Origin of the sequence: Acinetobacter sp. 1542444 (genome assembly GCF_000581835.1) — a bacterium.
In the GTDB taxonomy this organism is placed as follows: Bacteria; Pseudomonadota; Gammaproteobacteria; order Pseudomonadales; family Moraxellaceae; genus Acinetobacter; species Acinetobacter pittii.
The window spans coordinates 459,876-480,220 of record NZ_JEYA01000002.1; the positions used below are offsets into that span (position 1 = coordinate 459,876).

Here is a 20,345-nt window from a genome sequence, read left to right on the forward strand (position 1 = left end):
TAAATATTATATTGTTTTAACCGTACTTAAACTAAACGAGTTTTACCCGTTAAAAGCTCTTGCATCATGCCTTGTTTGATAAGTTGCAATTTTTTCAATTTTTGCTTTAACTTTTCTATCTCAAAATCAAAATCATCTAAAATCTGTGAAATACTTTTTTGCTCTGAAAGTTTTATAGGTAAAACTAATTTTAGTTTTTCAAATAAACTTCTTTTTACCCCTTGAGCAGTAGAACCTGTTGCTTGATCTGAAATATATTTTTCAAACTCATTTGACATCAGCAGATGAAAAATAAAATGAGGATCAAATTCTTGCCTGTTGATTTGCAATAAAATTGTACGTTGGCTCAATATGTATTTAGAGTGATCTGGTATTAATGCAACATTTCCTAAAGGCGCTTCCATTGTGAAGGCAATATCATCTTTTTGAGCCTCACCATTACACATCCATTTTTTATATAATAATTCTGATCCCAAATAACATTCAGCACCAAAATCAATATATCCTTTCCTTACATTACCTGCTGATAAAGCAACGATATTACCACCGCCCCAATCCATTCCAAGTTTTTTTGGTGTTCTACCGCGATAATCAATAATATTTTCGACTACTTCATTTATTTCAAAAGCATCCCAATCCTCAGGAATCTGACCTAACTCACTGTCTTTATAAGATTTAGGCATGCCATCATCACGCAAAGCAAATTCAGGCAAACGTGTTTTACCTGTTAAAAGTTGTTGCATGGTTGCAGTTTTAATGGCTTGTTTTTTCTCGATGAGTTTTTCAAGTTCAGAAATTAATACATCAGTGTCCGAGAGAACTGTAGCGATTTTTTCTTGTTCAATCCTAGAAGGTGGTAATGGAATATCAAATTGTTCCATTTCACCCTTTTGAGTATGTACTAAAGCCGATGCTCCGTGAGCAGAATCTTCAATAATTTTCGTTAATGACTTTAGAATATGATAAAAATATTTATCATCTACTTTAGAATGATTAATATTTAATTTCCAAGTATGGTAATTCAAAAGTGCATTTTGACCTTTCCAAATATGGGGGCCAAAGGATGTTCCTCTACTTCCTGACCATGCAAACAAAAGCTGACCATTTTCAATAAATATTTTAGGGTCATATGGCCCTTCGTAATAGTTAAAGTCATCTGATCCATTCAAGTTCTGAATGCGGATGATAGGAAGTCCTCTTTTGCTCCACTCATAGGGTTTAAATCCACGCCCATTGATAAGAGTACAAATTTCACCGAATTTAGGTGTTTCCCAGTCACTTGGAATAATACCAACCTCAGTTTTTTTATAACCTACAGGTGTGTCAATCTCATCCTGAATATTAAATAAATTTTGCTGAATCATCATTACCACTCCAGACCCATCGCATTTAAATGCTTAACCACTTTTAAATTCAAAGCTTCAACATTTTGGGTAATTTGCGGTAAAGGTTCGGCATAACGTTCATTTAATTCTTTTACACGATTTGCCAATTGCTGCGTCACACGCTCAATCTCAGCCTCAATACTGCTATTTAAGGTAGCAAACCATTTGTCTATCACCACCAAATCTTTAACTTCATCTTCAGTTAAAGTTGGGTACTTATTAAAGACTTTAAGATCTAAAGCCTCTTGTAACTCTTTAACTTTTTTCTTTAAGGTCGCTTCGGTTTCAAACAAAGTTTGCACTTTTCTTAACACGAGCTCTTCTTCAATATCCATTGTAAGTTTTAAACGAGCTTTTACTGAAGCCAAAGTCACCTTATCTTTATCATTCAATGCTTCAAGCAATAAACCTTCATCAGCCGTATGTTCTTCAATAAAGCTCTCAAGCTCTTGAGTTGCAATATCAAGCTCTGCCTGTTTTGTATCTAAGGTAGCTTGTTCAATGGCAAAGTACTTCGTCACAATTAAATGTGGTGGAATGACCTCGGCTTTATACTTAATTTTCCCAATCACTAAATCAGGTACTTCTTTTAATTTATTGTCCTTTTCAGCCGTTAAATTTCGAATCAGCTTCGCACCTTCCCAACCGTCTTGGGTAATTACAGAAATATCGTCCTGCAACACCTCATCCCAATATTCCATAAAGATTTGGTAAATGTCATATTTTGACAATAGCTTCACATCAGCATAACTTTCCAATAAGTCTTCACTAACATCAAGCATAATGTCTTTTGGCTTTTGATCTTTTTCAATGACTTTAAATGCACTACGCTCAAACCAAGCAGTAAACGGTTTTAAACTTTCAGTTGCAAAAGTTTTAAATTCATGATGCTCTAAAATGGTTTTCTTAACTTCATTAGCCGCCACTAAACAACGTACATAACCCTCACGGTCTTTTTCAAATAAGTTGGCACGTACATTTGGTAAAACATCCCAATAGTTTTGTAATGCGTCAATATCACGTTTTGGAATACCACCTTTTAAATGCGCACTTAAATCATGTAAATCTTCAGCTTCACTCGAATCGATGTAGCGAGGTATATTCAGGTTATATTCATTAGCAACAATACTGTGAATATCAACTTTACGACTGTAACCCTCAATAATTAACTGTTTATTGAAGACATCAACAATTTTGTGAATATCCTGATGACGCAAGCGATTCTTATTGCCATCTTTTACAAAGCCTTTGCTTGCATCAATCATAAAGATGCTTTGACCATCAAGCACTTCACCTTCTTCATTAAACTGAATAGATTTAGCCGCAGCTTTATCAATCACAATAATCGATGCTGGAATACCTGTACCATAGAACAAGTTTGCAGGTAGACCAATAATGCCTTTAATGTAGCCTTGCTTGATTAGGTTTTCACGGATTCGTGCTTCAGCATTACCACGGAATAAAACACCATGTGGCAAGATCACCGCAGCTTTACCAGTACTTTTTAGACTTTTAAGAATGTGTAATAAAAAGGCAAAGTCACCATTTTTCTCTGGTGGTACACCCCACACAAAGCGGTCAAACTCATCACTCGTTGGTGTTAAACCGTTTGTCCAGTTTTTACTTGAAAATGGGGGGTTAGCCACAGCAAAGTCAAAGGTCATGAGCTGACCTGCTTCATCTTTGTACTCTGGTGAAGATAGCGTGTTACCTTGTATAATTTTGGCACCTTCGCCTACATCACCATGCAGTATCATGTTCATACGTGCTAATGCAGATGTTGCGTTATCCATCTCTTGACCGTAGATAGTTAAACCTCTTACAGCTTCATCAGATGCTTTTAATAAAAGTGAGCCTGAACCGCAAGTTGGATCGTAAACGGTAGCATTTTTAGGCGTGTCTTTTTTAATACCAACGACTTTTGCAACAACACGTGAAACTTCTGCTGGCGTATAGAATTGACCTTTTGATTTACCAGACTCAGTCGCAAAGTGACGCATCAAATATTCATATGCATCACCAAGTAAATCATCACCATCTGCACGGTTATCTGCTAAATGAAGACCTTCAAAAATTCCGATTAACTTAGTTAATCGGTCGATCATGTCTTTACCTTTTCCTAGCTTATCCTCATCGTTGAAGTCAGCAATATCTATAACACCACGCAGATTATTGGCTTCAGCAATTTTGCGAATAATGATATTGAGCTTATCACCAATTTCTTTATTACCTTTTAGCTTACTAATTTTATCAAATGTTGCATCTTCAGGAATTTCGATAATGGCAAATTCATCTTTGCTGTAACGATCAGAAATATATTTTAAAAACAGCATGGTAAGTACATAGTCTTTATACTGACTCGCATCCATACCACCACGCAATTCATCACAACTTGCCCAAAGAGAAGAATAGAGTTCTGTTTTTTTAATCGCCATGCCTGACCAAATATACAAATCAAAATATTATTAGAATCATATCGAAATTACACCAAAACATCTGATCAGTTTTTAATCTTAATGCTTAAAACTACAAAATTTTTATAATTATTCAAATTTTAAATAATAAAAAACCCCGAAACTTACGTTTCAGGGTTTCTCACGAATTTTGGTGGAGATGGCGGGAGTTGAACCCGCGTCCGCCAGCACTACGCTCGAGAATACTACATGCTTAGATATCGTCTATTGTTTTAACACCAAGTGACCCGACGAACAGGGTACAAGGTGCGATCCTCTAAGTTTGGTATAAAGCCCCGAGGCTTGACTCTATACGGACTTGTGTGCGTGCGCTACGGTCGGGTTCCTAAACCACAAGTATTCTAGGAAGCGGACAAACTGCCCTTAGGCAGCTAGAGCGTAAGTTTCGTCGTTTGCGACTATTAAAATGCAAATTTTATTTACGAGAGAAAATGCGCTCTCGGCATGCATCTATGAGTTTCATCACCGGCGTCGAAGCCAATAACATCCCCATGAATGTCTGAACATCATAGCATAACTAAAATAAAATGCTGTGCAATTTATCAACAGTCTGCTACTGATGAACATATTTACATAATGGAGAGCCTTTTGTTTTTTTCAAGGCCCCTTATAAAAAAAGCTGCCAAAAATGACAGCTTTTTTTTAAAGTTTGATCTATAAGGCTCCGTTGCCTAGCACGATCCCTTCACGGCGTGGATCTACCCCACCTGCGTATTTACTCTGATTATTTATATTTACTTTCATAATCGTTGAAATACCGCTGGTTTGTGCAGTGTTCGATATGCCATGCCCTTTTGCTTTTAAACCTTCAATCAGGTCAACTAAGGAAAGCTGTACATTCGAGCTATCCACATTGGTGTTTTTGCTATTAGTCGCGCCAAAGTTTACAAGCGAAGTGGCCTGCTGTGCATTTAAGTTCCAGTCTAATGCACCCACCAAAGTTTTAACCACATATTGAATGATGGTCCCGCCGCCTGGTGAGCCTGTTGCCATATAAAACTCATCTGGCGTGGTGCCTTTAAACACTAAGGTTGGTGCCATAGTACTACGTGGGCGTTTGCCCCCTTCCACACGGTTGGCAACCAGTGCCCCAGTGCTATCATAAGGGTTCGCGCTAAAGTCAGTTAACTGGTTTGACAGCAAGAAACCATCCACCATGTGGAAAGAACCCATGCTCGATTCAACAGTCGATGTCATTGAAACCACATTGCCATAGGCATCTACAATCGTGAACTGAGTCGTGCCATGTTCAACAGTGGTGTCCACCCCTGCCGCTGTATTAAAATTACCTGCTGGTGCTACGCCCATACTTTGGTTCGGGTTAATCAGTGCTGCACGTTGTTTCAGGTAATTTTTATCAATAAAGCTTGGAATACCCTGTGCTGGTAACTCCACAAAATCAGTGTCTGCGACATATTTGTCACGGTCAGCGTAGGCCAAACGTTCTGCTTCAGACACTAAATGCACGCCCATCACATCAGGTACACCACCTTCATTTTCAGGGTTTTTAGGTGGATAAAGCGACATATCAAAGTTTTCTAAAATACCCAGTGTCTGTGCAACCGCAATCCCTCCCGAAGATGGAGGTGGCATGGTACATACATAGTAACGGTCACGGTACGTTGTACAAATCGGGTCGCGTTTTTTCACCTGATAGTTCGATAAATCCTGCAAAGTCATCAAACTTGGGGTAATTGGAGTTCTTGCTGGGTCATCCCCTACCGTTTGGCCTGCTTTTGCCACAATCGCTTGAGCAATTGGCCCAGTGTGCAATGCATTTGCCCCTTGTACAGCAAGTGCTTCAAGCGTTTTTGCATATTCTTTATTGGTCATGATTTCACCCACTTTACGAGGTGAACCATCTGGGTAGAAATAGGTCGCCATTGCATTTGCATCGAGCGCCAAGCTATTTGCATTACTTGCAATGGCATCTGCCAAACGCCCCGGTATACGGAAACCGTTGTCAGCCAAACCAATCGCTTCACCAAAAAGTTGGTGCCACTTAAGTTTGCCATGCTCTTTTTGTGCTTGTTCAAGCAAACGCATTACACCCGGCACACCAATCGAGCGACCGCTACGGCGCGCACTTGGTACTGGTGCAGGTGAATTTGGGTCATATATATCTTGGCGAATTAAATAAAATTCGTTGGCTGCAGCTGGTGCGGTTTCACGGCCATCATAGGCTGTGACTTGTTTGGTTTTGGCATCGTAATACATCATAAAACCACTACCGGCAATGGTACTCGACTGTGGCTCGACCAAACCAAGCACGGCTTGTACAGCTACGGCTGCATCAACTGCACTACCGCCTGCTTTTAAAACATCACAACCTGCCTTTACCGCAAGTGGCGTGTTTGCCACCACCATATATTTATCTGCGTATTTAACCGTGTTACCGAGTCTATAACCCGATGCACCCTCTGGCGCGGCGGGGGCACCATTTTGGTTTGAACCGACCACCACGCTTGAACCATCTTGTGCCAGTTTGCTACAACTGGTCGGGTCATTATCTACAATTAAATTGGGTGGGGTTGTATTTGAATCATCCTTGGGCTGATCTGACCAGGAATCATCTCCACATCCTTGTAATAAACCGACTGCTAATAAACTACTGAACAAAAATGAATATCTTTTATTCACGTGATAACTCCAATATATCCGCCTGCCTATCCATGCAATTGCCATGCAAGCTTCTTTGTTTTCAGGTCTTCAGTTTTTTAATCTTTGATAAAAATAAAGTTTTAATAATATTAAATGATTAAGGATGTTTATTTTGTGCTCTGTTTGAAGTCTCCTTGTTTGTTATCACACTCTTTTATAACTGATTTGCCCAATTCTGGCATGCTTTATTTCTTTAAATACAAGCTAAATCTGCTATTTATAAACTCGCTCATTTTGTAGTAGGCCTAAAAAAAGCACCTCCGAAGAGATGCTTTTTGATATTTAATGAGAAGGCATACCACTGACCTGTTTGGGTTTTGGACACAGCCAAATGACCAGCCCCGCAAAGACAAACACTATCGCAAACAGCAAAAATACATGGTTTGCCGACATGGTAATGGCTTCTTTATCGACAAGGTTAGAAATAATTCCTAAGGTCGAGTCAGCCGTAAAACCATTTTGCAAAAGTGTGTTTTGTACTTCAGTGGTATGTAGGTTTGACACCATTTCACTACGTGCAACTTTGGCATGGTCATCCCACACGGTGACTGCAATTGAAGCACCAATCGCCCCTGCCATAGTTCTTAAGAAGTTCATGAGGCCCGCAGCAGATGCAATTTCTTGCTGGAGTACTGAACCAAGTGCAATGTTCGACAGTGGAATAAAGAAGAACGGTACAGCAAAACCTTGCAGGATTTGTGGCCAAGCCAATGCCATAAAGTCGGCGTCTGTGGTCCAGAATGCCCGCATTAAGGTCACACCACCCAGCAAAATCAAACCGAAACTCGCCAGCGCACGTGGGTCATGTTTGGTCGAAAGCTTTGCCACAATTGGTGACATGGTCAAACTACCAAAGCCCATGGTTGCAGTTAAATAGCCGGCCCATGTCGCAGTGTAAGAAAGGTTCATTTGCAGCCACTGCGGAATCAGTACAATGCTGCCAAAGAACGCGCCAAAGCCGAGCGACAAGGCCAGTACCGAAATAGCAAAGCCCCTATGCCTAAAGACTTTCACGTCTACGACGGGGTGTTTATCGGTCAGCTCCCATATGAGGAACACCACAAAGCCAATGGCGGCAGTTAAAGCTAAAACGATAATGCTGGTGCTGTTAAACCAGTCGCGTTCGTGCCCTAAGTCGAGCATGAGCTGTAGCGCACCAATCCAGAGAATTAACAAGCCTAAACCGACCGTGTCGATTCTTAAAGAAATCGTCTCTGTTTCAGCCACTCTTAACAAGCGCATTGCTGCTAAAACACAAATAATCCCAACCGGTAAGTTAATAAAGAAGATCCAGTGCCAAGACAGGTTATCACTAATCAGACCACCCAAAATTGGCCCTAAAATTGGTCCAACGACGGTCGTCATGGCCCATAGACCCATCGCCTGTGCATGCTTTTCTTGAGGGAAAATACGCATCAGCAAAGTTTGACTGAGTGGCATGAGTGGGCCACCGCATAGACCTTGTCCAATACGGAAAAACACCAGCATGCCTAACGAGTTTGCTAGACCACACAAGAAAGAAAAAATGGTAAAACCAATCAGGCCAAAAATAAAAACCCGAACGGTTCCAAAGCGACCCGCAAGCCACCCTGTTAAAGGTACACAAATCGCTTCTGCAACAGCATACGACGTAACAACCCATGTTCCTTGTGTACTTGAAACGGCAAGGTTACCGGTAATATGCGGTACAGATACGTTGGCAATGGTCGTATCGAGCACGACCATAAAGTTCGACAAGGCAATAACAAACGCTGCCAGTATTAAACGGCCACCGCTTAGTTCGGCAAAAGGTGTTTGCGTTTTCATAAGCGTTTACTTCGCAGATAAGTCGACTTTTGCTTCCATCGACAAGCCAACACGCAGTGGGTGTTCAGCAAGTTCTTTCGGGTCAAGTGCAATACGAACCGGTAAGCGTTGAACCACTTTAATCCAGTTACCTGTTGCGTTTTGAGCCGGAATTAAGGCAAAGGCAGAGCCTGTACCACCAGAGAAGCCCATCACTTTGCCGTGATATTCAACGTCATCGCCATATAAATCTGAAGTAAGCGTGACCGCCTGACCCGGACGGACTTTTTTCAACTGACTTTCTTTAAAGTTCGCATCTACATATAAATCATTGAGCGGCACAATCATCATCATGCTGGTGCCCGGTGCAACGCGTTGACCCACTTGAATATTACGACGCGTAACCACCCCATCAACTGGTGTACGAATCACGGTACGTTCCAAATCAAGCTGAGCTTGTTCAACATGTGCTTGTGCAACTTGTACATCAGGTGTCGAAGTTTCGCTTACACCCTGAATTAACGCTTCATTTGCAGCTAAGGTACTTTCAGCAGCTTTACGGCTCGAAGAGGCTTGCGCTAAACCAGCTTTAGCAAGCTCTAGCCCTGCTTTGGCTGTTTCAACTGCACTTTGTGCCTTAGTGAGTTCTTCTTTAGACACTGCACCAGAGGCAGCAAGCTGTGCACGGCGGTTTAACTCTAAAGCAGCTTTGTCATAATCTGCCTGTGCTTGAGCAACCTGTGCTTTGGCACTGTTAATTTCATCAGCACGCACCACAACTTGAGAGTTTAAAGAACTACTGTTTGCCGCAGTTTGTTTGTATTGGCGTTTTGCTTTGGCAAGTTCTGCCTCAGCTTGAGCTAATGCAATTTTGGCATCACGGTCATCAATACGAACCAGCACGTCACCACGATGTACAGTTTGGGTATCTTTTACGACAACCTGAGCGACCTGTCCGCTCACCATTGAAGTAATTTGCGCGGTTTCTGCACCGACATAGGCATTATCCGTACTCACGGAATTATTTAAAAATAATGCCCAGATTGCATACAAAATAGCGGCGATCAATAAAATCAGCGCAAAAAAACCAAGAAATTTTTTGCGCTTGTTTTGATTGTTTTCATCCGAGGCAGATGTTGTTGGCACTGTTTCTTGTACATTGCTTTGTGCATCAGTCATGGTATGTTCCTAAAGATGAGTTGGCTTTGCCATCAATCTCGCACTACACCTTGTTATAGAGTTTTTATTTTTCTATAAACAAGACATACCGCATTGTCAAAGGAGCTAATTTTAACGCTAAAACCTCATAATATGAGAATAAAAATTTATAACTCATGCGTTCGTTCTAATTAAATTAATGTTTATCTCAAAGTTTTTGTAAAAATTTCTGCTTTTTATACACTAAAAAAAGCGCACTTGGCGCTTTTAAAGGGTTCAATTCATTGCTTAATAGGCATATGAAGCAATGCCAGCAGCAATGGCTTTATCTTCATCATTAACCATGGTCATGCGCATGGTACAGCCCTTACGACCTAAACGTAGTACCTCGGCACGTGCAATAAAATATTTACCACGCCCCGGTGCTAAATAATCTACACGCATGTCGACGGTTGCCAAACGCGATACTTGTTTAATGGTTTCAGTTAAAGTTTCGGGAGTTGAACGGCGATATAGGTGTTCCATTGCTACAATTCCGCCAATACTATCGAGCAAAGTTGCAGCAACACCGCCATGCAAAATCTGAAATGCCAAATTACCAATTAGGTTGGGTTGCATCTCGATATAGCCTTCAATGTGCCCGTCCACCACACGCATAATCATTCCACTATGCTTAAAAAAAGGAGAGCTATTAAACGCCTTACATAATTGGTTGAGAACCACAGTTAGGTCAGTTTTTGCACCTAAATGAATGTTCCCAGTCCAATTTTTCTTTTCTTCACTCATACATTGCCTAAATTTAAAAGCATGATAAACACCCATAATTTTGTACAAATACAGCATTATGGGGCTACAATACAGCAGTCGGTTGACAGTAATGGAATATCCGCCAACCTATCCTAGTGTAATACCGAACATCGAGATTGTTATGACTTATACGTTCAATCGTCCTGCATTTCCAGCCACTCGCATGCGCCGTATCCGTAAAAATGACCAGTTGCGTGCGATGGTCAGCGAAACACAGCTCACTACCAATCACTTGATTTATCCAGTATTTGTATTACCGGGACAAAATCAAACCCAAGATATTCCAAGTATGCCAAACATTCAGCGTTTGTCGGCAGATTTGTTACTGAAAAAAGCTGAAAGACTTCTGGAATTGGGCGTATCAAAACTGGCTCTTTTTCCAGTTACCCCACAAGAAGATAAAAGTCTTACCGCAGAAGCTGCATGGCATGAAGATGGTTTAGTACAAACCACATGTCGTCTGCTTAAAAAAGAATTACCAGAAATGGTTTTAATTACCGATGGTGCACTCGACCCATACACCACGCATGGTCAAGACGGCATTATTGATGAAACTGGCTATGTGCTAAACGACGAGACTGTAGAATGCTTGATTAAACAAGCTTTAAGTCACGCAGAAGCAGGTGCCGAAGTGATTGCTCCAAGTGACATGATGGATGGCCGTATTGGCGCAATTCGTCAGGCTTTAGAAGCCAATGGTCACATCTATACCAACATCATGGCCTACTCTGCAAAATATGCATCTAGCTTCTATGGCCCGTTCCGTGATGCCGTTGGCTCTGCATCCAACCTAAAAGGTGGTAATAAATATAACTACCAGATGGACTTTGCCAACCGTGCCGAAGCGTTACATGAAATCGCGCTTGATATTCAAGAAGGCGCCGACATGGTGATTGTAAAACCAGGCATGCCATATCTAGATGTGGTACGTGAAGTAAAAGATACCTTTGGTGTTCCTACATTCATTTATCAAGTGAGTGGCGAATACGCGATGTTAGCTGGCGCAATTCAAAATGGTTGGTTATCAGATTCAGTCATTTTAGAATCACTGATGTGCTGCCGCCGCGCTGGTGCAGACGGAATCTGGACTTACTTTGCAGAAACCGCTGCTGAAAAACTCAAGGAAATGAACTAAGTTCGCAGAGAAAGGATAACACTGCATGCATATTGCAATCATTGGCGCGGGCATAAGTGGATTAATGTCTGCGCTGGAGTTGGTTGAACAAGGCTGTACCATCAGCATTTTTGATCAACAACAAGCGGGACAAGCAGCCTCTTGGGCTGGCGGAGGCATTCTCTCTCCGATGTACCCATGGCGCTATGTGCATGCAGTGAACCAACTTGCTCAATTTGGTAAAGCCTCTTATCAAGCATGGAACCAAAAACTCTACCCTGTTACAGGGATTGATTTTGAAATACATGACACAGGCATGCTGATTTTTGATGAAGAAGATTTTGACGTTGGTTTGTCCTACGCAGAGCAACATCAAGAACCAATGCAGCGCTGTGAATATTTACAGCGAGATGAGCTAGAGCAAGTCAACCCGCATATTTCCAATCAGTTTCAGGAAGCCATTTATTTTCCTGAACTGTCTAATATTCGCAACCCACGCGTATTACAGTCACTGATTAGCTATTTAAAACAACATCCAAATGTTGAGTTTTTTGAGCACTCTGCTGTTAAAAAACTGATTCAACAAGGTGATGTGATACAAGCGCTCCAAACCGAAGATGGCCGCAAACATACAGCAGATCATTTTGTAATAACTTCTGGAGCTTGGAGCCATTATTGGAACTCACAATTACAACTCGATATTCCAGTCGAACCTGTTCAAGGTCAAATGCTGTTGTTTAAAACCCCAGCTCACTGGCTACCGACCATGTGTATGAATCGGGTGATGTATCTGATTCCACGTATAGACGGTCATATTGTGTGTGGTTCTAGCATGGCACATCGTGGTTTTGACACGTCTACCGATGAAACTACGCAGCACAATATTTTAGAAGCATGTTTAGAAATGGTGCCTGAACTGGCCGATTTCCCGATTGTACAGCGCTGGGCAGGCCTCAGACCAAGTTCACCAAATGGCGTTCCGTACATTGGCAAAATGCCTGAAATGGACAATCTCTGGGCAAACTTTGGTCACTTTAGAAATGGTTTATGTATGGGCGCAGGCTCTGCGCAATTGCTCCGTCAGCTTATGCTGGATCAACCGACATTAGTGGATACCAAAGCATATTCTCCAGAGCGTTTGCAAAATAAAATCTTAGCCTGACGCGAGTATATTCTCTAAAGCCATTTTTAATTGAGGATAAGTAAACTCAAATCCTTCTGCTTGCAGGGCTGCGGGTTTGACGTACTGACCATTTAAGATCAATTGAGACTGTTCGCCCAACAAACAGCGGAAAACCGTGCTCGGTGCTGACAACAGTGGTTTCTTATTGAGTACCACAGCAGCTTGTTCAACAAATACCTTTTGGGTCACATTTTCTGGCGCCACGACATTGTGAATTTGAGCAGATTGAGGATGCTGAAATATAAACTCAATTGCGTTTAATACGTCTTCAATATGTACCCAAACCATAGGCTGACGACCATGACCAATTTGACCGACTAAATTGAGTCGAATCGGAAGTAACATTTTAGGCAAAATGCCACCGCCCTGCCCAAACACCACACCTAAGCGAATAATTTTAGTATTTTGTTGAGAATCTGCTAAAGCTGCTCGCTCCCACTCTTGGCAAAGCTCGGACATAAAAATAGGCTGTGGCGGGCTTTGTTCAGTACACACTTCTGCCCACTTTTCTTGATCATCTATTCCGTAATAACCAATTGCAGAACCAGACACAATTACTTCCGGAAAAATTTCAGACTGCTTGAGCCATGCATACAGTTTTCGGGTCGTATTTACACGGCTTTCAATGAGCTGTTTTTTACGTGACTCGGTCCAACGTTTCTCACCAATATTTGCGCCTGCCAAATTCACCACATAGTCAATTTGACGTGTCGAAATATCTTCAAACTTTTGCACCCACTGCAAGGCAGGATGGTCAGATGCCTTTCCAGCCTGCCGTGTCACAGCAATCACGTTATAATTTTTTTGTAGCAGGAACTTAATTAAATGCGTTCCGATAAAACCACTTGCACCTGTAATTAATACATTCTTATTCATATTTCCTCCTAAGCTGAGGATTCAAGTTTTATTTAATTGTATAAGACTCATTTATATTTAATCGTATGAGTTTTCGTAGTGATCTATTGCACGTTAAACATTTTGTCAGCCATTCGCTGTGCTTGTTTGCCATAAAACCAGTAGGTAATTAAATAAAGTGGAATAGCTAACATTAAAAGCATAATCACCATAATGCTTAAAAACTGAGGTTGTTTTAGGTAAAGCATAAAGTTTTGCAAAATCTCAGGGTCTTTTCTGGCAAATAAAAATAGGCCAAATAAAACACCACATAAGTTATAGCCCCAAAAAATCAGGGTAAAACCCAAAGTAAATTTCTTTTTTTCTGGTACAGTCGGGGCACGGCGTTCTTTCTTTAAAAATTTAAATAAGACAAAAATCATTGCGCCTAAATATGGAACGGCTGTTAAAATACCGCCTACACTCGCTGGTAATAGTGCTGCAACCACACCTACAATTAAGGTGAGCACGATGCATAAAGCAAAAAACCAGAGAAAGTAAGAACGTAATTTGGTCATATTTTTGCCTAATTTATGGGTTCAAAAAATAATTATAAATTTTTTTCGATTTTTTTTCATTTTTCTGTCAACCAATCCTGATCTCTTGACGTTATATAGGGTAACAAGGTCGCAGCAACCGAATACTTCCTTTGCACGGCATCCGCAAAATTGTTTCGGTGACCTTTCATTACGACTCTTTCCTTCCTTCGGATTAGGTTTTGTTAGCAGCCGAAACCCTTGATGAAGTTTTTGACCGACGATTCTCTCATCACTCGAATCGTCGGTTTTTATTTTCTAGCACTTTCATTTATTTTACGCTCACCATACACAATAGTGCTTTCGTAGCTATAAAGGCTATGCTTATACTTTTTACACCATAAAAATATGATTTAAATAATATGAACACTATTGCCTATTTTGAAATCCAGTCTTCAAACCCTGCCCGCGATGCGCAGTTTTATCAAGCTGTGTTCGGCTGGCAATTTAAACTTGATGAAAGCTTACCGATTGAATATTACCGCATAGAGACACCTTCAATTATGGGTGGACTATTAAAACGCCCTGCTCAAACACCGCCAATGGAATATGGCACCAATGCATTTACCTGTTCGGTTCAGGTCGAAAACTTCGATGAAGTGGCTGCAAAAATTTTAGCGCAAGGCGGTATTGTCGCAATGGATAAATTTGCTATTCCGGGCCGCGCTTGGCATGGTTACTTTGTCGATTTAGACCACAACGTTTTTGGTATTTTTCAAGTCGATGAAAACGCAGCTTAAAGATTTTATTTATTTTTAATGTATAGCCACCGCCTTTTTATCGGTGGCTATTTCATATAGTTTATTCAGCAAAGCTAAAGCTGGCTTCACATGTAATTGGAAAATTCATCGAATTGGCAATCATACATTCGTGATGTGCTTCTTCATGCAGTTTTGCAGCAAGCTCTTGGTCAGCACCTTTTTCTAAAACAATCTCTGGTCTTAAAATAATTTGGGTAAAGTGACCACGTTTGACCGGATCTGTATCTTCCATAAAACCAAGTGCTTTGTCGACATAACTTAGCACATGAATATGGTTGACTGCACAAAGGTGTAAATACCAAAGTTTATGACAAGCAGAAGCTGACGCGACCAATAAATCTTCAGGGTTCCATTTGGTTACATCGCCCAAATAAGCAGGGTCTGATGAACCTTGAATAGTGGTCTTTTGCGGATGCTGAATACTAAAATCGCGTTTATAAGAACGATAAGATGAAGTGCCTGTACCCGTATTGCCTTCCCACTGTATTTTTACTTCGTATTCGTGAATGGTCATTTTGTTCTCAAAGTTCATGGTTTGCCCTGATAGTAACAAAGCAGCGTTTAAAGTGAAAAATTTAATTCAAGTTTTACTATGGGCTTAAATAACGAGCACTTTAAAATGTCTTGATAAAATCTCCTGCCAATTTATGCTAACGTATCTGTGTTTATTTTGGCTTGATGTCTGTTTCTATGTCCGTACATTTTCTACATACTTCTGACTGGCATTTGGGGCAGTTTTTTTATAATCATTCACGCCACTACGAACACCAACAATTTTTAAGCTGGTTACTCACTCAAATTCAAGAAAAACAGCCGCATGCCCTACTCATCGCTGGCGATATTTTTGATGTCATTAACCCAGGTTCTCAAGCACAAAAGCAACTCTACCAATTTTTAGCAGATGCCCATCGTATTGCACCGCACATGCAAACGCTCATGATTGCGGGTAACCATGACTCAGGCTACCGTATTGAACAGGTCGAACCACTCTTAGAAAAATATAACGCAAAAACCGTGGGCGTGGTTCGCTGGAATGAAGATAAAACTCTAGATCTCGATCGACTACTTTTACCTATCTATAACCAAAATCAAGATATTGTGGCGTGGTGCCTTGCCCTGCCTTTTTTACGTTCGGCCGAAATTACGGGTTTTAACGAATATACCACCAATAGCAAAAACGCGATTGCCTATTTGCACCAGCAACTCATTGCCGAAGCCAAACGTCGTAAAACACCAGACCAAGCACTTATTTTGATGTCGCATGCCCACATGCAAGGTGGAGAAACATCCGACTCTGAACGCCCCATTATTATTGGTAATGAAGAGGCACTTTCAACGACTTTATTTGAAGATGCTGTCGACTATGTCGCGTTAGGGCATCTACATAAACCACAAAAAGTAGGTCAGCCGCATATCCGTTATAGTGGCTCCCCCCTTCCCCTTTTTTTTTTTGGAATTAACTATAAACACCAAGGAGTTGAAGTCAAAATTGACCCGACTCAAGACACAGACAGTCGTTTGCAATTTGAAGCTGTAGAAATTCCGCGTTGTATACAGTTGCACCGCATTCGTGGTGAATTAAATGAGGTCTTGCAACAACTCAAAGCATTACCAAACGGCATGATTGAAAATATTGACCACCGTGAATATGTCGATATTGAATATTATAGTTTAACGCCGCCACAGCCGAATTTACGTCAGCAGTTTGAAGCAGCCCTACCACCTGACCGCTATCGTTTAGTACGTATTTCACGTCAATATGTGAACAAAGACACCACCGATTCAAATACTACTCAGCAAATCGCACTTGAACCACCAACACCAGAAAAACTCTTTCAAAATATCTGGGAAAAACAAGGTTACAGTGCCGATGATGCGGTCTTAAAAGATTTTCTAAGTCTAGTACAAGAAGCACAAAAACATCTTGAAAATGATGCAACACCTTAAGGATATGTCATGAAAATTTTATCCATTCGAATAAAAAATCTGGCATCTCTTTCTGATGAACACTTTATTGATTTCGAAAGCTCACCTCTCGCCCATGCAGGCTTAATTGCAATTGTAGGAAAAACTGGTGCGGGTAAATCGACTATTTTAGACGCCATGTGTCTGGCCTTGTTTAATCGGGTTCCACGCCTGAAAGACAGTGACGGTAAATTAAAAGATGTTGATGGTTCTGAGTTACTCACTAACTCACCTTTAACTGTCTTACGCCGTGGTACAGGACATGGCTTTGCTGAGCTTTGCTTTATTGCACAAGATCAAAAACGCTATTTGGCACGCTGGGAAATTAGGCGGGCACGTGAAAACCCAAATGGTAAATTACAAAGCGTACAGCGCCACTTAAAATGCCTGACCGATGGTGTCGTGCTTGCCGATAAAGCCAAAGCGGTTGATGAAAAAGTTAAACAAATTACCCAGCTTTCTTTTGAACAATTTACGCGTGCCGTATTACTTGCGCAGTCAGAAGTCACTGTATTTTTAAAAGCACGAGACAGCGAACGCGGTGAGTTACTCGAGTACCTGACCAACTCCAGCATTTTCGCCAAAATTGGTGAGCTGGCTTTTCGTAAAACCGCAGATATAGCAAAGCAGCGTAAACAGCTTGAAGAGTTCTTAGGCCACATTGAAATTTTGTCTGATGAAGAAATTGCTGCATTTACCGAACAATATCAGCAGGCAGAACAAAACCATCAAAAGTTAGAACAACAAAAAAATGTCTTAGACAAACAGCAACAATGGTTTGAGCGTAAGGCGAAACTTGAGCAAGAAGTTCAAGCTAAACAGCAACAGTTTCAAGCACAGCAAAATCATCATCAACAATTGGCTGGTGAGCGTGAGCAATTAAAACGACTCGAAGTTTTCTCTGAAATACGTCCACAAGTTTTTCAGCAAGCTCAAAATTTACAAGCCCTACAACAACTTGAGCCGCAAATTCAGCAAGCGCAAACCAAGTTTAATGATTTAGTACAAATTTTTGAAACCGGACAAAAACAGTATCAACTCGCAGAACAAGAGCTCAAACAGACGCTTGATTTTGAGCAACAGCATCAACAAGCTTTAAATCAAGTTCGACAGTCCATTCAAGAACGTGCTTTTATTGCCGATGAATATAAAAAGTGCAAAGAAAAAAGAAACGTAATTGAGCAAAAACTCAGTCCACTGCACCAGCAGCAAAACAGTGTGCAACAGCACATTGCACAGCTTGAGCAGAACAAAATTCACCTACAACAGCAGCTTACTCAGACTCAGCAATATGCTGTATTGGACAAAGGCCTTTCAGCGCATCTGCATCAGCTCGGGCAATTTATTCAAAATTACGAAGCAATTGAACAACAGCTTGGCAATCCTACCCTTGCTCGCCAAAAGCTATCGGAAGCTAAAAGTGAACTCGAACAACTCACAGCTTCACTCGGCACAGTTGAACAAATTGAGTTAAAACTTGAGCAACAGCGTAAAGATAAAGATCAGAAACTTGCTCAAATCACTCAGTTAGATCTGATTCAGCAAAAAATTAAAATTTATCATGAGCTATATGCTGAGCTTCAGCAATTCTCTGAAAAACAAACGCAGACCTCAGCCCAAGAGCAGCAGCTTAAAACCGTTTGTCAGTTAGCTGAACAAGACTACCAAACAGCAAAAACTGAACGTGAAAAGTTACAGCACATCCTGCAACAGCAGCGTTTACTACACACTGAAAATATTGAGCAGTTACGTGCCAATCTTAAAGAAGGCGAAGCTTGTCTAGTGTGCGGAAGCACACATCACCCCTATCGTGTTGATGACAGTGCAGTCTGCAAGGCCTTGTTCGATTTGCAGCAACAACAAGAGCAGCAAGCTGTTGCACTCGAGCAAACTAAATTTAATGCATGGCAAACCCAGCAACATGCACTTACCCAGTGTCGTGCCGAGCTTGAGCAAGTTCAGAAATATCTAGCTCAACTTCAAACAAAACAATCAAGCTTGCAACAAGAACTTGAGCAAGCGTTTAACCTCAATCAGTTACATATTGAGCTTAATCAAGCTCCTGAGCAGATTTTGCTAACGCTGAACGAACTCAGACAAGCCGCGCAAACTGCCATAAGTTCATTTGACTCAGAAAACTTGCGTTTAACCCAAGCGATTAAACAGCACAATCAACTGGTTCAATCAATTCAGCGCAATGAAAGTTTACTTAATACAGCACAGCAATGGCAACAACAAGTTCAACATATTGTCGAGTGTTTATCGGAAGCTGAACAGCACGCATGGCAGCAGTCGAGTAGCCAAACGGCTAAGCAGACTTGGTCGATTTTAGACGCACGTGCTAAGCAACTTGAGCAACAAGAACAACTTTCACATCGTTTTGAACAGCAGCAACAAGAACTTAAAATATTGACTGCTAACTTTGAACAAATGGCTAAGCAAATTGATGAGATCGATCAAAATCTCAAAGAGATTACGCTTAAAGGTCAGCAAAATAATGAAAAAGCGGTGTCGCTCATTCAACAAATGACAGGCCGCGCTGATATTAAACCGCATGAATGGTTAATTGAACACGATGCTAAACGTCAGCAACAACAAACCGCGTATCACGAGGCTAAACAGCGTTTCGAACAAACTAGACAGCACTTTGAACAACAAAAACAAGCACTCGATCAGCTTAAGCATCAACATCAACACACTGCGGGGCACCAGCAGCAGATTGATGAGCAAATTCAAAACTGGTTAAAAGCCCACACTGATTTTCAGGCAACTGATCTTACGGCGCTCATGCAAATTAATTCAGCTCAAGAGCAAGATATTCGTAACCGTCTTAATCATGCCGAGCGTTTATTAAGTGAAGCCTCTTCTGCCCTTAAAACCATGCAAGAGCAATTGAGCGAGCACTTACAAACTCAGCCAGATATTGAATATGAAAAGCTTGTTAGCCTTATTCAAGACAATATTGCAGAGCTTAAAGCCCAGCTTGAAGTACGTGATCGGCTTAAACTTAAACTTGAAGTCCATCAGCAAAATCTGGCTAAGCAGCAACAATACGCTGAGCAAATTCAAAATATTCAGCAAGAAGAACATCGCTGGAGCAAAATTTCAGGCTTGATTGGTGATGCAAAAGGTAAAGAGTTCCGCGACTACGCCCAGCAATATCACTTAGATATTTTAGTGGAACATGCCAACCAGCAACTGGCGATGCTTTCTCAACGTTATACGTTAAAACGTCTAGATCAGTCTTTAAGCCTTGCGATTATTGACCATGACATGGACGGCGAAACTCGCTCTGTCGCATCGCTATCTGGCGGCGAGTCGTTCTTAACTGCCCTTGCTTTGTCTTTAGCGATTGCCAATATGGCCTCGGGCTCAATGAAAATTGAATCGCTGTTTATTGATGAAGGCTTTGGTACTTTAGACGCCTCATCTTTGCACATGGTGATGAATGCTTTAGACCAATTGCAAAATCAGGGACGCCAAGTCATTCTCATCTCACACATTCAAGAAATGCATGAGCGTATTCCTGTACAAATTCAGGTAAAACCACTCGGCGCGGGTGCAAGTACCATAGAAGTAGTAGGTTAAAACTAAAAAGCCCCGACATCCTGTCGGGGCTTTT

The 20,345-nt window shown here is 41.1% G+C and carries 14 protein-coding genes and 1 other RNA gene; 5 read left to right on the forward strand and 10 right to left on the reverse strand.

From position 1 onward, the window contains the following. Positions 1-26: 26 nt before the first annotated feature. The 7 genes from J580_RS11090 to J580_RS11115 all read right to left on the reverse strand — a co-directional run bounded on the left by J580_RS11090 (position 27) and on the right by J580_RS11115 (position 10,249). Positions 27-1,367 carry a restriction endonuclease subunit S gene (locus tag J580_RS11090; RefSeq protein ID WP_050675754.1) on the reverse strand — a complete coding sequence of 447 codons (1,341 nt, stop codon included), beginning with the start codon at positions 1,365-1,367 and terminating at the stop codon, positions 27-29. Continuing rightward, positions 1,367-3,820 carry a type I restriction-modification system subunit M gene (locus J580_RS11095; protein WP_032004212.1) on the reverse strand — a complete coding sequence of 818 codons (2,454 nt, stop codon included), beginning with the start codon at positions 3,818-3,820 and terminating at the stop codon, positions 1,367-1,369. The genes J580_RS11090 and J580_RS11095 overlap by 1 nt, the downstream gene beginning before the upstream one ends. Before the next feature lie 170 nt (positions 3,821-3,990). Continuing rightward, positions 3,991-4,350: a transfer-messenger RNA gene (gene ssrA / locus J580_RS22770) on the reverse strand. Between the two features lie 163 nt (positions 4,351-4,513). Continuing rightward, positions 4,514-6,499 (reverse strand): gamma-glutamyltransferase, encoded by a 1,986-nt coding sequence (gene ggt, locus J580_RS11100; protein WP_032004213.1) that lies wholly within the window; start codon positions 6,497-6,499, stop codon positions 4,514-4,516. 303 nt (positions 6,500-6,802) lie between these two features. Next, the gene (locus tag J580_RS11105) at positions 6,803-8,326 is read right to left on the reverse strand and encodes a DHA2 family efflux MFS transporter permease subunit (RefSeq protein WP_017398872.1); all 1,524 of its coding nucleotides are present in this window, start codon (positions 8,324-8,326) and stop codon (positions 6,803-6,805) included. 6 nt (positions 8,327-8,332) lie between these two features. Continuing rightward, entirely contained in the window at positions 8,333-9,484 is a 1,152-nt protein-coding gene (locus J580_RS11110) for an EmrA/EmrK family multidrug efflux transporter periplasmic adaptor subunit (protein ID WP_032004214.1), read from the reverse strand. A 267-nt stretch (positions 9,485-9,751) separates the two neighbouring features. Beyond that, a complete protein-coding gene (locus tag J580_RS11115; protein WP_002121786.1) occupies positions 9,752-10,249 on the reverse strand; it encodes a thioesterase family protein in 498 nt (165 codons plus the stop codon). 142 nt (positions 10,250-10,391) lie between these two features. Here J580_RS11115 and hemB point away from each other — a divergent pair, with 142 nt between their 5' ends. Both hemB and J580_RS11125 read left to right on the forward strand, forming a co-directional pair. Then, positions 10,392-11,405, forward strand: coding sequence for a porphobilinogen synthase (gene hemB, locus J580_RS11120; RefSeq protein ID WP_004794101.1), 1,014 nt, complete (start codon positions 10,392-10,394; stop codon positions 11,403-11,405). A gap of 25 nt (positions 11,406-11,430) precedes the next feature. Next, positions 11,431-12,546, forward strand: coding sequence for an NAD(P)/FAD-dependent oxidoreductase (locus J580_RS11125; protein ID WP_032004216.1), 1,116 nt, complete (start codon positions 11,431-11,433; stop codon positions 12,544-12,546). Here the strand turns inward: J580_RS11125 and J580_RS11130 are convergent. Together J580_RS11130 and J580_RS11135 are read right to left on the reverse strand one after the other, a co-directional pair. Continuing rightward, entirely contained in the window at positions 12,538-13,443 is a 906-nt protein-coding gene (locus tag J580_RS11130) for a TIGR01777 family oxidoreductase (RefSeq protein ID WP_032004217.1), read from the reverse strand. The genes J580_RS11125 and J580_RS11130 overlap by 9 nt on opposite strands. An 83-nt stretch (positions 13,444-13,526) precedes the next feature. Then, positions 13,527-13,979: an ABZJ_00895 family protein gene (locus tag J580_RS11135; protein ID WP_032004218.1), complete on the reverse strand. Its 453-nt coding sequence runs from the start codon at positions 13,977-13,979 to the stop codon at positions 13,527-13,529. A gap of 380 nt (positions 13,980-14,359) precedes the next feature. Between J580_RS11135 and J580_RS11140 the strand changes: the two genes are divergently transcribed. Next, the gene (locus J580_RS11140) at positions 14,360-14,737 is read left to right on the forward strand and encodes a VOC family protein (RefSeq protein WP_001091952.1); all 378 of its coding nucleotides are present in this window, start codon (positions 14,360-14,362) and stop codon (positions 14,735-14,737) included. Positions 14,738-14,798: 61 nt separating this feature from the next. Here J580_RS11140 and J580_RS11145 read toward each other — a convergent pair whose 3' ends face one another. Next, entirely contained in the window at positions 14,799-15,272 is a 474-nt protein-coding gene (locus J580_RS11145) for an OsmC family protein (RefSeq protein ID WP_032004219.1), read from the reverse strand. A 164-nt stretch (positions 15,273-15,436) separates the two neighbouring features. Between J580_RS11145 and J580_RS11150 the strand changes: the two genes are divergently transcribed. Beyond that, a complete protein-coding gene (locus tag J580_RS11150; protein ID WP_032004220.1) occupies positions 15,437-16,705 on the forward strand; it encodes an exonuclease SbcCD subunit D in 1,269 nt (422 codons plus the stop codon). A gap of 9 nt (positions 16,706-16,714) precedes the next feature. Further along, positions 16,715-20,311, forward strand: a complete 3,597-nt coding sequence (locus J580_RS11155) for an AAA family ATPase (protein ID WP_032004221.1) — start codon at positions 16,715-16,717, stop codon at positions 20,309-20,311. The last annotated feature ends 34 nt before the right edge of the window (positions 20,312-20,345 follow it).

What these genes read in the sequence shown, in the direction of transcription:
- J580_RS11090 (WP_050675754.1), bottom strand. Translation starts at nt 1,367, where the DNA reads ATGATGATTCAGCAAAATTTATTTAATATTCAGGATGAGATTGACACA.
- J580_RS11095 (WP_032004212.1), bottom strand. Translation starts at nt 3,820, where the DNA reads ATGGCGATTAAAAAAACAGAACTCTATTCTTCTCTTTGGGCAAGTTGT.
- J580_RS11105 (WP_017398872.1), bottom strand. Translation starts at nt 8,326, where the DNA reads ATGAAAACGCAAACACCTTTTGCCGAACTAAGCGGTGGCCGTTTAATA.
- J580_RS11110 (WP_032004214.1), bottom strand. Translation starts at nt 9,484, where the DNA reads ATGACTGATGCACAAAGCAATGTACAAGAAACAGTGCCAACAACATCT.
- J580_RS11115 (WP_002121786.1), bottom strand. Translation starts at nt 10,249, where the DNA reads ATGAGTGAAGAAAAGAAAAATTGGACTGGGAACATTCATTTAGGTGCA.
- hemB (WP_004794101.1), top strand. Translation starts at nt 10,392, where the DNA reads ATGACTTATACGTTCAATCGTCCTGCATTTCCAGCCACTCGCATGCGC.
- J580_RS11125 (WP_032004216.1), top strand. Translation starts at nt 11,431, where the DNA reads ATGCATATTGCAATCATTGGCGCGGGCATAAGTGGATTAATGTCTGCG.
- J580_RS11130 (WP_032004217.1), bottom strand. Translation starts at nt 13,443, where the DNA reads ATGAATAAGAATGTATTAATTACAGGTGCAAGTGGTTTTATCGGAACG.
- J580_RS11135 (WP_032004218.1), bottom strand. Translation starts at nt 13,979, where the DNA reads ATGACCAAATTACGTTCTTACTTTCTCTGGTTTTTTGCTTTATGCATC.
- J580_RS11140 (WP_001091952.1), top strand. Translation starts at nt 14,360, where the DNA reads ATGAACACTATTGCCTATTTTGAAATCCAGTCTTCAAACCCTGCCCGC.
- J580_RS11145 (WP_032004219.1), bottom strand. Translation starts at nt 15,272, where the DNA reads ATGACCATTCACGAATACGAAGTAAAAATACAGTGGGAAGGCAATACG.
- J580_RS11150 (WP_032004220.1), top strand. Translation starts at nt 15,437, where the DNA reads ATGTCTGTTTCTATGTCCGTACATTTTCTACATACTTCTGACTGGCAT.
- J580_RS11155 (WP_032004221.1), top strand. Translation starts at nt 16,715, where the DNA reads ATGAAAATTTTATCCATTCGAATAAAAAATCTGGCATCTCTTTCTGAT.